Source organism: Candidatus Babeliales bacterium, assembly GCA_036260945.1.
Taxonomy (GTDB): domain Bacteria; phylum Babelota; class Babeliae; order Babelales; family JACPOV01; genus JACPOV01.
The window spans coordinates 604,414-616,129 of the sequence record DATALT010000002.1; the positions used below are offsets into that span (position 1 = coordinate 604,414).

At 41.2% G+C, this 11,716-nt stretch carries 12 protein-coding genes; 7 read left to right on the forward strand and 5 right to left on the reverse strand.

The genetic code is table 11. The annotated features are described in order from the left end of the window. Positions 1–81 precede the first annotated feature (81 nt). Both gyrB and tilS read left to right on the forward strand, forming a co-directional pair. Positions 82–2,508: a DNA topoisomerase (ATP-hydrolyzing) subunit B gene (gene gyrB, locus VHO47_03665; GenBank protein ID HEX2978188.1), complete on the forward strand. Its 2,427-nt coding sequence runs from the start codon at positions 82–84 to the stop codon at positions 2,506–2,508. A 12-nt stretch (positions 2,509–2,520) separates the two neighbouring features. Then, positions 2,521–3,495: a tRNA lysidine(34) synthetase TilS gene (tilS, locus tag VHO47_03670; GenBank protein HEX2978189.1), complete on the forward strand. Its 975-nt coding sequence runs from the start codon at positions 2,521–2,523 to the stop codon at positions 3,493–3,495. Here tilS and VHO47_03675 read toward each other — a convergent pair. From VHO47_03675 to VHO47_03690, 4 genes are read right to left on the reverse strand one after another with little or no spacing between them, the layout of a single operon-like run. Beyond that, positions 3,492–4,010: a hypothetical protein gene (locus tag VHO47_03675; GenBank protein HEX2978190.1), complete on the reverse strand. Its 519-nt coding sequence runs from the start codon at positions 4,008–4,010 to the stop codon at positions 3,492–3,494. The two genes, tilS and VHO47_03675, sit on opposite strands and share 4 nt — an antisense overlap. Positions 4,011–4,065: 55 nt before the next feature. Then, positions 4,066–4,668, reverse strand: coding sequence for a DNA-3-methyladenine glycosylase (locus VHO47_03680; protein ID HEX2978191.1), 603 nt, complete (start codon positions 4,666–4,668; stop codon positions 4,066–4,068). A gap of 42 nt (positions 4,669–4,710) precedes the next feature. Continuing rightward, on the reverse strand, positions 4,711–5,313 hold the full coding sequence (locus VHO47_03685; protein ID HEX2978192.1) for a hypothetical protein: 603 nt from the start codon (positions 5,311–5,313) through the stop codon (positions 4,711–4,713). Between the two features lie 11 nt (positions 5,314–5,324). After that, positions 5,325–5,885, reverse strand: a complete 561-nt coding sequence (locus tag VHO47_03690) for a hypothetical protein (protein ID HEX2978193.1) — start codon at positions 5,883–5,885, stop codon at positions 5,325–5,327. A 210-nt stretch (positions 5,886–6,095) separates the two neighbouring features. Here VHO47_03690 and VHO47_03695 point away from each other — a divergent pair, with 210 nt between their 5' ends. The 4 genes from VHO47_03695 to VHO47_03710 all read left to right on the forward strand — a co-directional run bounded on the left by VHO47_03695 (position 6,096) and on the right by VHO47_03710 (position 10,059). Continuing rightward, a complete protein-coding gene (locus VHO47_03695) occupies positions 6,096–7,073 on the forward strand; it encodes a TonB family protein (GenBank protein ID HEX2978194.1) in 978 nt (325 codons plus the stop codon). Between the two features lie 61 nt (positions 7,074–7,134). Beyond that, entirely contained in the window at positions 7,135–7,653 is a 519-nt protein-coding gene (locus VHO47_03700) for a hypothetical protein (GenBank protein ID HEX2978195.1), read from the forward strand. 166 nt (positions 7,654–7,819) lie between these two features. Next, complete coding sequence (locus tag VHO47_03705) at positions 7,820–9,127, forward strand: FAD-dependent oxidoreductase (protein ID HEX2978196.1); 1,308 nt, start codon at positions 7,820–7,822, stop codon at positions 9,125–9,127. Between the two features lie 23 nt (positions 9,128–9,150). Next, positions 9,151–10,059 carry an SDR family NAD(P)-dependent oxidoreductase gene (locus VHO47_03710; protein HEX2978197.1) on the forward strand — a complete coding sequence of 303 codons (909 nt, stop codon included), beginning with the start codon at positions 9,151–9,153 and terminating at the stop codon, positions 10,057–10,059. Here the strand turns inward: VHO47_03710 and VHO47_03715 are convergent. Then, entirely contained in the window at positions 10,056–10,463 is a 408-nt protein-coding gene (locus tag VHO47_03715) for a DUF2177 family protein (protein HEX2978198.1), read from the reverse strand. The genes VHO47_03710 and VHO47_03715 overlap by 4 nt on opposite strands. A gap of 96 nt (positions 10,464–10,559) precedes the next feature. On the opposite strand from VHO47_03715, the gene dnaJ reads away from it, so the two are divergent. Next, positions 10,560–11,711 carry a molecular chaperone DnaJ gene (gene dnaJ / locus VHO47_03720; protein HEX2978199.1) on the forward strand — a complete coding sequence of 384 codons (1,152 nt, stop codon included), beginning with the start codon at positions 10,560–10,562 and terminating at the stop codon, positions 11,709–11,711. Positions 11,712–11,716: the final 5 nt, after the last annotated feature.

Sequence of the window (11,716 nt, forward strand, 5' to 3'; positions counted from 1 at the left end):
ACTATAATGCAGTATAGTGCAAAGAAATAATCGCGTAAATTAGCCAAAAAAATTTCCCTGGTTGCCGTTCAAGGAGTATGCATGTCCAAAGATAATCCTCAAAACTCGAGTTCTGCCTATAGTGCCAAATCGATTCAAGTCATAGAAGGCCTCGAGGCGGTCCGTAAACGCCCGGCGATGTATATTGGATCAACTGGCGTTAATGGCCTGCACCACTTGGTCTATGAAATTGTTGATAACTCTGTGGATGAAGCACTGGCTGGGCACGCTGATGCCGTTAACGTTACCCTCCATGCTGATGGTTCCTGCTCTGTAGAAGATAATGGGCGCGGCATACCAACCGATATTCACCCAACAGAAAAAATTTCAGCCGCTGAAGTTGTACTCACCAAATTGCATGCTGGTGGCAAATTCGATAAAGAAAGTTATAAATATTCTGGTGGTCTTCATGGAGTCGGCGTCTCGGTAGTGAACGCTCTTTCCAAGAGACTCGAACTTGAAATTTATCGGGATGGGCGGATCTATTCGCAAACCTATGAAAAAGGCAAACCGCTCGCACCGCTCAAAATTACGGGCGAATCAAAGAAACGCGGAACCTATATCCGTTTCTGGCCAGATAACGAAATATTCACAGAAACAACAACTTTCAGCTTTGATACACTCGCCGCTCGCCTACGCGAGCTCGCGTTCTTAAATAAAAAATTGACCATTTCGATCGCCGATGAAACGAACAATAAAAAACATGAATTTTATTTTGAAGGCGGCATCGTTTCGTTCATCGAGTACATCAACTCAAAGAAAACACCATTATTTCCAGAAGTAATTCATTTTAGCCAAGAAAACGAGCAATACGTCGTCGAAATTGCAATGCAATACAACGACGGTTTTGGTGAACAGCTTTTTTCATTCGTAAATAACATCAATACGGTTGAAGGCGGCACCCACGTTTCAGGATTTAAAACCGCCCTCACTAAAGTATGTAATAAACGCGGCCCTGAAATGAACGTAATTAAGGAAGGCGAAAGCTTTTCAAGCGAAGATGTGCGTGAGGGGTTAGTTTGCGTTATCAATATTAAGGTTCCAGAACCTCAATTTGAGGGGCAAACAAAAACTAAGCTCGGTAACAGCGAAATCAAGGGAATCGTTGACTCTTGGTCATTTGCGGCGCTCGACACCTACATGGAGGAGCACCCAAATATCGCAAAAGTTATTTTGCAAAAAGCTGAGCTTGCAAAGCGTGCGCGCGATGCTGCTAAAAAAGCTCGTGATTTAACGCGCAGAAAAACTGCACTTGAAGGCGCCGTACTTCCAGGAAAACTTGCCGATTGCTCAAATGAAAATCCTGCTGACACTGAACTATTCATCGTAGAAGGTGACTCTGCAGGTGGATCTGCAAAAGGCGCTCGCGATCGCTTCAATCAAGCGATTTTGCCGCTGAGAGGTAAAATTCTCAACGTTGAAAAAGCGCGTCTTGATAAAATGCTCTCAAATGAAGAAATTAGAGCGCTTATTTCTGCAGTGGGCTGCGGAATAGGCGAACAAGAGTTTGATGTAAACAAAGCACGCTACCATAAAATTATTCTTATGACCGACGCGGACGTGGATGGCGCGCATATTCGTACGCTCTTGCTTACCTTCTTCTTTAGATACATGAAGCCGCTCATCGAAAAGGGATATCTCTATATTGCCCAACCACCGCTTTATAAAGCAAAAATTGGCAAGAAAGAACAATATCTCAAAGATGAAAAATCCTTCAAAGAGTTTCTGCTCGAATGGGCCCAAGAACAAACAACTCTTACTATCAACGGTAAAGAGTTAAACGTTAAAGAATGGTCGGATCTGCTCACCGCTGTTCGCGGCTACGAGCAACGCGTTATCGAAATCGCGCATATCTTCAAAATTTCTTATGAAAATGCGCATCAATTAGTGGTAAGTGCCCATCTTTATCCATGGAGTAAACAAATGAGCGTAGAAACGCTCGTTGAAAACCTGCGCAAACAGTTTAAGAAATACCAAGTTTCTACCAAATCTGTACACGCAACCAAACCGGAAGTGGGCGAAATTACTCCTGAAACAACGCACGTTGTTTTCAAATTGCTCACCCGCGAATGGTCGGTCGATGTTCAGTTCTTTTCATCACCAGAGCTGCCAATGTTGCTTGAACTTATCCACCCGTTGCTCCCTCTTGAGCAGCACGAGTGGACTTTGCAAGTTACTGGCAAAGATAAAAAGGTTACCGATAAAGGTATTTTCCGCCTCATCAGCGCGATTAGTGCGCTCAGCAAATTTTATATGACCGTTCAGCGCTATAAAGGTCTTGGTGAAATGAACCCAGAACAACTTGGCGAAACATCCATGGATCACGCTACGCGCACTCTCCTTCAAGTAAAAATTGAAGATGCGCTTGAAGCAGATTCGTGGTTCTCAACGTTAATGGGCGATGACGTGAGCGGTCGCCGTGATTATATTGAACAAAATGGTCAGTTTGTTAAAAACTTGGATGTATAAAAAGCGAATCGGATGGATCAATTTTTAATCGAGATCGATAATTTCATTCAAAAAAATCGGCTTATTGGAACCGGCGATACGATTATCGCCGGTCTTTCTGGCGGGCCAGATTCTGTTTTTTTATTGCATCTCCTTGAACGTTACCGAAAAACTCACGCTATAAACATTATTGCTGCCCATTTAAATCACGAATGGCGCGAAGATGCTCAAAAAGATACTGATCTTTCCAAAGATTTATGCCTCGCATTGGGCATTCCATTGGTGGTAAAAAAAGCTTCCGAACTTCAAATTTCGATAAAAAATAACGGTTCAAAAGAAGAAGTTGCGCGAAAACTACGCCGTTTTTTCTTTGAGCAATTAGCTGCTGAACATAGCGCACACTCGATTGCGCTTGGCCATCATGCAAACGATCAGCAAGAAACATTTTTTATGCGACTGATCCGAGGAGCAACGCTTTCGGGCCTTACGTGCATGAAACCCAAAGACGGCCTTTATATTCGACCGCTTTTGCAAACGCCTAAACCAGATATCATTTCATATCTTGAAACGAATAACATTCTTTATGCATACGACAGCACAAACGAATCGGATGCGTTTTTAAGAAACAGAATTCGCACATCGGTAATCCCCGCTATTTGCCTTGCTGATTCTCGATTTGAAAAACAGTTTTCGCGAACACTTAATCATTTGCAGGAAACGGAAAGTTTTCTTGATGATATGACCGAAGTTGTTTTTGAAAATCTCACCAGAAAAGGCAATGAATCGTGGCAAGTGGATCTTGAGCAGTTCAGGCATCTTCACCCTTTTATGAAGAAGCGATTGCTTGTGCACTGGCTGATAGTCGAAGAAGCATCAATGGTACTAACTGAACAATTTTTAGATGAAATTATACGCTTCTTGGAATCATCCGATAAAAAAAGCCACGCACTTCATCATGCATGGCTTATAAATCGTACTGAAAACTGGTTTTTCTTGAGTAAACCTTAATTTTTACTCTTACTTTTCTGAGGTTGCTTTTGCAACGACTCATATTTTTTTTCGCAATCAGCAAGCGCCTCAGCAATTTTGCTTTTTAACGCTTTTCCGCGCTCGATCGTATCAAATCGATTTACTCGTATATTATCTTCGATAGCTTTAAAATGCCTATAAATCGCTGGCAACTTGTTTTTCATGTTTTCATTTTCTGAATCTTTGAAAGCTTTGTAAAAACTCACAACTCCAATGGGCCCCAAAGGATGCAACAGAGGGTGTTTCTCAAAGCATATTAAGCTCAAACCCAGAATAAATGGACCGGCTATAAGGGTACCAATCAGTGGATTTCTTATGGGCTTGTTCATTTCATTGTAGCCGTCGAGAAAATGTCTTTCTAGCTCATCTAGCATTCGTTGCTGCAAAGCCTCATTTTTTTGAGCTTCGGCCTTAAGATCAACCGTCCCGTTTTGCACCTGCGCCATGCAGCCGGTGTTTAATAGAAATGTTACTAGTGCGATAAAGAAAAACATAGTTTCAATCCCCCAAAAAAATTAGAACTTTTCTATCTTATCGCAAAACAAGGCCTTAATCCACAGTCTTCTTTGACACTAATCGATTATTTTTTAAAATAAATCGCCAGCGTTTACTCACACCTTTTGAGATGCCAATGCGCCGGGTTGCTTTAACCTCTCGCTTGAGAACCGGTGTTCCATGAGCAATAAAGAGCTCACCTTCGCTTGAAAGATCCAATCCATCAAGATCCCTCGATATGCCAAGTGCCTTGGTTAATTTTCCTGGGCCGTTGGTTAAATTAACTTCATTATCAATATGCGGCCGCCGTTTTTTCATATATTCGATCCCCGAAACGGGCTCGATTGCGCGAATTAAAACGCCACCAGCCGGCACCGTTTCATCACGGGCAACGATATTTAAGCAAGAATTATTATGAACGAAATAAACATACGCGTGCCCTATCCGACCAAAAAGTGATCGGTTTCGTTTTCTTTCACCAATAAACGCGTGGCTTGCAGGATCATTACTTGGATACGCTTCAGTTTCGACAATTTTGCCAACAAGCAATTTGCCAGCTATTTTGCGTACCAAATAGGCGCCCATTAATTCTCGGGCTACAACGACCGTATTGCGTTTATAAAATGCTCGAGCTATTGGTTTATATATGGTAACCATGATTCTATGTTCCGGAAGCGATAAGAATCATCAGCAAATAATTCATGAAAGCGCCTTCGGTTTTTCAAGTGAATTAAGCAATTCGCATGCTTTTATTTTTCCATCAAATACTTTTACCGCTTCTTCCATTGAAGAAACAAGATTTCGCTCTTCCTCAATCAACGGAACACCGTTCACCGATAAATCCAGTTTTGCTTGTATAAGATTTTTCTTAAATCTATTAAGCAGCTTTTTGCATGCCCGCTGGTCGGCACAAAGGGCTTTTTGATCGTTCTCTTCTGTTGCAAACGATGGAACTTTACTCGCAGCCCATACCGCTCCCTCCGCTAAAAAAAGAGCGGCAACATCTTCAAATGCTAGTTCTTCATGCCAAAACTGCAGCCCAACTTTAACAAGCATCGCGATGGGAACAAGCTGTATCCAGTGCTTTGCTTCGCTCATCGCTTCTTTTCGCTGATTGAGCCCACACTCCCATTCATCTCGTAGCCGATCGTAATCAGTTCGCATTTGAAGAACAATCTTTTCATGCTGCAACTTTAACCGTTCTTCGGGAGGAATCGTAAGTCGGCCAGATGCATCAAAGTTGTACGCGCGAAGTTGGATAGCGGCAAGAATAACAGTCAAAAACGGTATACTGCGTACCATATTTTATACGGTTATGCTTTAATATTTGAAACATAGCTTTGCGCTTGCGCAATTTCATCAAGAAGATCTTGTGCTTCCGGAAGTTTGTTTTTTTCCAATTCTATTTCAACTTCCATTCGAAGAACGCCAAGAAATTCTTGATACGCTTCTTTATTTTCTGCAAAGTTCTTCTTCATTGTTGCTAACCCCTTAGAAAACAAATAGAAAAACCCTGAAGCTGCTGCCATGGTAAGCGCTACTGCGCCCAGTCTCTCTGTTGGATTAAGTTGTTGCTGAGTTCCTAGAAGGATTGCCCATAACCCAAAAAGTGGGACGCTCGATACGCTTGCTATTCTTGTTGATGAAATTTGCCTCAAATATTTTTTTTCAGATTTTAGAAACGCTTTTTGAGATTCGTGAAAAACAAGTTTAAGTATCAGCAATTGCCTTTGTGCTTCAAGGGGATTCATCTCTTGCGAACTGCATGAACTGCAAGAGCGCGAAGTAAAATACACTAGTTTTTTTGGCAATACATCGTTAAAAGTACTGCACATTCCTGCAATTATTACCAATCGTAAAAGAACGTATTTCATCTCTATTTTAAACCTTTTTTAGGATAATTATTATTCAACATCTACTTGCTGCGTAGTGTAAAAAAGATGATCGTCTAAGTCAAAGTTAAACGATTTGTTTATATTTTTTTCAATTGCTTGGTAACTACGAGTTCCAATAACTTTGTTTACCAATTTCTTATTTTTGTCGTATTTTAAAAGAAAGCTGTACGCGCAAAAAAAAGGAAGTTCATGATCGAACGTCGTCGCCCAGCATTAATTATTTTGCTCATAATTCTTTCGTTTCTTTTACACATCGGCTTTCTCATACTTTTTTTTCTTATTAAGCCACCCGAGCATGCGCCTTCAATGCCATCAATCACCTTTGAAGAACCCCCTGCTCCCCTCAGCTTTGCGCAGCAAGAACCTGATCCGACCGGCGTTGCATCGCTTAAACCACGCGCTTCAAATTTTGGAGACCCGAACGAACAAAATGAACCAACCGAGGCAGCAAAAAATTCTTTAACCAAAGAGCATATTGAAGATGAGAATTCAGATTCTGAGAAAAACGAAGAAGAAAATTCTCAAGATGAGAAGCAAAAACCAACGGACCAACCTGAGAAAAATAATGAAGTTGTCACAACTGCCGACACCGAATCAATGACCCAGCTCATCATTGATCCAAAACCTGAAAACTCTGAACCTTTAACCCCAGTGCCGCAAAAAAAACGCCGTCGCGCAAAACAACAACCCGTTCCTTCTCAAATTTACGGCGCAGATGTTCAAACTCGTTCGATAACATTTGCTGATATTGCACAAGGTTTTATTCACAGTATAAAAAATGAGGGTGATGATTGGCTCAAAAGAGATGGCGATGATTCCAAACGCCCCGATCCAGTTGAAATGCGATATATCAGTTATATTCAAAAAGTTGTTTGGTATTTGCAAAATTCGTTTCGTCAATCTGAGCCTAAATCATGGCCAACCGCTCAATCCGCAATGAGTTTCAAAATAACGCTCAATAAAGAAGGCGAAATTCATCATATTGAAATTATTAAACCGTCGGGCAACGATCTTCTTGATGCATTTATTCGCAAAAGAATTGAGAAGGCCGGCCCCTTTCCGCCACTTCCTGACCATTTTAAACGGCATCATTTTCAAATTCTCCTTTCGTTCACCGTTGGCGATCAGCGCATGCCCATAATACACGGCTACATAGCCTGCATGTAGAAAACTATTGTTGCATTCATTGCCCCATTGATACGATTACAATATCAAGGGGGGAAATAAGTTGGACAAATTTACTATCGTTCTCATTGCATTGAGTATTCCATTCTCTATCTATTGCCAACTTCACTTGAACATCAAACAAGAATGGAAACGAATTGGCACAACACCTACATCATCTCGTTATGAAAGTTTTTGGTTATTAGCGTGCACCATCGAATTCAAGAAAAAGAAAACAGATATCCCACTTTTTTTAGAGAAACTTCTTATTTCGTGGAAAGGCGCCCATATTGAACATTTGCACGGCAGCCTTTACAAAAAACCGCTTATCAATGAGTTTTTTCCGTTCCAAGAAAATTTATTATGCGAAAGCTCATGGAATCGCCAAAAACAGCAAATAATCTTTCGCCTTAATGCTCCGATAGTACTAGGAGCTGAAACCACTTTGTGCTTAGTGCTTTCGATCACCCAAAAGTTCGAATCGATTCTAAAAACAGGCTATTTTGAATTCGAACGTAATACTCTTCCCGAACTCCTTCAAGGATCGTTGCCTGATAAAACATTTATTTTTGCGTACCGTTAATCGATCCCCATTCAACTATAAACTCCTGGACTTTTACGGCTCTTCATTTTATTTTATCCCCAAAAAATAAGCTGCTCCATGAGCGCAGAAAAGCTTCGGGAAAATTTAAAAAACGTAAGCACTCGAAAAAAAAACTGATATGCTTTATCAAAAAAGGAGCAGGTGAGTGGCAAAAGTTGTAATCATTGGCGCAGGACTTACCGGTATTTCCACCGCTTATCATTTAGAAAAAAACGGATTCACCGATTATAAGCTCTTTGAAAAAGATACAACGGTTGGGGGTCTGTGCCGATCAGTCACACAAGACAATTTTACCTTCGACTATACCGGCCATCTTTTACACACTAGCGATCCTTATTTTCAAAAGCTCATTGCTGATGTTGTCGGGCTTGAAAATATGAACGCAATCGATCGACGCTCATTTATTTATAGCCACGGGGTCTATACCAAATATCCGTTTCAATCAAATCTTTATGGATTGCCAACCAATGTTATTACCGATTGCATTGAAGGTTTTGCACGAAGACCGACCAAAAAAAATAAAAAAGTCGTCTCTTTTCACGATTGGGTGCTTGCGCATTTCGGGGCTGGAATTGCGCGCCATTTCTTCTTTCCGTTTCAAAAAAAAATCCTATCATATAATATTCGAAACGTAACCAATACGTGGATGGGAAGATTTGTTCCTGATACTACGCTCACAAAGCTTATCGAAGGAAGTATTATTGATCGCCCCGCATCCGTTGGCTACAATGCACACTTTGTGTACCCAAAAACTGGCGGCATAGAATTTTGGATAAAAAAATTAGCTGATCAATTAAAGAACGAAATCTACATTCAGCATCAAGCATCCGGCGTGGATCTTAAAGAAAAAAAAGTTGTTTTTACCAATGGGCACGCAGAATCGTTTGATATTCTTATCAATACCATGCCCCTGGATAAACTTTTAACGCAGCTCACGGGAAGTCCAGTAGTACGATCACTCGCTAAAGCAGCAGATAAATTGCTCTGCAATTCGGTGATTAATTTTAATTTAGGGATTGGCAGAGAAAATCTTTCTGCCAAACATTGGATCTATTTTCCTGAAACGCAATTTCCTTTTTATAGAATTGGTTTTCCTCATAATTTTACAAAAAATGCTGCGCCCGCCGGTTGCAGTTCGCTTTATGGCGAACTTTCTTATTTAAGAAAACCGAAAATGCCGCTTACCCAAATGCTCGATCATGCGCTTGCGAGCACTAAAAAACTTCTTTCATTTGATGAGAGCGAAATAGTTACGAAAAAAATTATTCATATTGACCATGCATACGTTATCTATGATTTTTGGCGCGAAACAAACCTGCCTAAAATTCTGGGCAGACTTGAAGACTTAAATATTCATTCGATAGGAAGGTACGGCGCCTGGAAATATTCAAGCATGCAAGAAGCAGTACTTGATGGAAAAAATATTGCAGATCGTTTGACGATATCGCTGTAAACAATTTTTAGAAAGAATCTAAAGTGGAAAACAGTACCTATTCATATATGAACGTTTTAGTTACTGGCGGAGCAGGATTTATCGGTTCGCATTTGGTAGAAAAACTGGTAACCCTCGGCGCTCAAGTTACCGTTTTAGATGATCTTTCAACCGGCTCACTTGAAAATTTGCACAATGTCTCTTCACAAATTAGATTTATTCACGGAACTATCAACGACTTACAAACGTGTATCGATGCAAGTAAACAGACCGATATTATTTTTCATCTTGCAGCATTTATTTCGGTTCCCGAATCGATGAGCAACCCAATTACTTGCTTTGACACAAATGTTAACGGAACACTTCATCTATTGAAAGCCGCACACTTTAATAAAAGCAAAAGAATTGTTTTTTCTTCCTCGTCGGCGGTATACGGTTCGGTCGAAGGCACCTGTAGCGAACACACCCCTTGCAAACCAGAATCGCCCTACGGGCACTCGAAGCTCATGGGCGAGCTCTTATGCCGCGACGCGGTGAAAAGTTCGGAATTGAACGCCATTTCATTGCGATACTTTAATGTTTATGGTGAACGGCAGAACCCTCACGGCCAATATGCGTCGGTAGTCGCTCAGTTTAAAGAACGGATGAAACTGAATCAGCCTATTACAATTTACGGGGACGGGAATCAAACACGCGACTTTGTGCCAGTCAGCACCGTCGTACAAGCAAATCTTACTTCAGGCCTTTTGCCATTAGCTGTTTCATCTTTTGAAGTTTTTAACGTTGGCACGGGCCGAAGTATTACGCTGCTGCAATTAGTTGAACAACTCAAAAACGAATTTCCTGAATTCTCAGCCGGGATCAGATTCAGCCCTGCTCGGAAAGGCGATATCAAACAATCAAACGCCGATTGCACAAAATTTGTCCGGGTACAAAAAATGATAACGCTTTAGCGATTGATCAGATAATAAGCAACGGCCGATACAAATCCATTAATTGTAATGCCCCAACAGATATCGTAAAAAACCAACTGTGCAGGCCAAAATGATAAGGTTGCATAATTGGTTAAATCGTACACTCCATACAGAACTAAGCCGTACAATGCTCCGTGCAAAGCGGCAGATGAGACGGAGCGAGAAAGTGGCAGCACAAAATAAAAAATGCCAAAAACAATCAATGCCCAAACCGCTAAACTTGAGGGCCAATGGGGAGCCAGAGTGCCATTAATCATGCGTGCTTTATCACCAAGCGCCTCGGTATAGGTGTTGCGCATTATTCCCCCAATCCAAATGAGATCGGTCACGATAAAAATTACATAAACTATACCATAAAGTAACGCTTCACGAACGGTAACCATGGCTTCCTTTCGAAATTTCACATCTGTTTGATTCTAATTTTTTTTGTTATACTAATAGCAAAAATACTATCACATCTTATTATAAAAGCACTAATTATGGCCAATAAACAAGATTACTATGAGGTACTTGGCGTTGCCAAATCCGCCTCAGAACAAGACATTAAAGCGGCATATAGAAAATTAGCCCTCAAATTTCACCCTGATCGCAACCCTGGAAACAAGGAAGCTGAAGAGAAATTTAAAGAGGCAACAGAAGCCTACGAAGTTCTTTCCGATCAAGAAAAACGAAAAATGTACGATCAGTTTGGCCATGCTGGCCCACAAGGAATGGGTGGTTTTCAAGGCTACGGCCAAGATGTAAATATGGAAGATATCTTCGGCCAGTTTGGGGATATTTTTGGTTCAATTTTCGGCCAAGAAGGAAAAACCAAACAGCAGCGAGCTAAGCGAAAAAATAGTGGCCCACTTCCAAAGCAAGGCCATGATCTTTATAAAGAAATTACCATTAGCTTGCAAGAAGCTTATACCGGCGTAAAAAAAGAGATCGGCTACTATCATTTTGTGCCGTGTCCCGGGTGTGATGGAAAAGGTCTTAAAAAAGATACCTCGTATCAATTATGTACCGCCTGCCAAGGCGCGGGGGAACAACATTTCCGTCAAGGATTTTTCACCTTCGCTCAAACCTGTGGAACTTGCTCGGGTGAAGGGTTTACCATTCCTTCTCCTTGTACCGTTTGCAACGGTCAATCGCGAGTACAAAAGTTTGAAAAAATTATGCCAACCGTTCCTAAAGGAATTTTTGATGGCGCTGAGCTACGGGTAGCAAAAGCGGGAGACGCTGGCGTATTTGGCGGTCAAGCCGGGGCATTGTTTATCAAGGTAACCGTGACGCCCGATAAACGGTTCAAACGAGTTGATGATAATCTGGAAAGCACCGTAATGCTCACCTACCCACAACTAGTTTTCGGGGCACAACTTGAGATCGAGAACATAGACGGTACAAAAGAATCGATCAAAATACCAAAAGGCTGCCCGGTCGGGCATCGGATCGTAATGAGTGGAAAAGGATTTACTAATCTTTCCACCAAGCGCAATGGCGATCTAGTGATTATTGCCCAATGCCATATTCCAACTAAACTTTCTGCAGAAAGCAACGAGCTTCTAAAGAAATACTCCGAGCTTGTTGGTACAACGACAACGGATGGTGAAAGTAGCATAAAAGGGTTTTTCAAAAAATTCTTAGGTTAATAAAA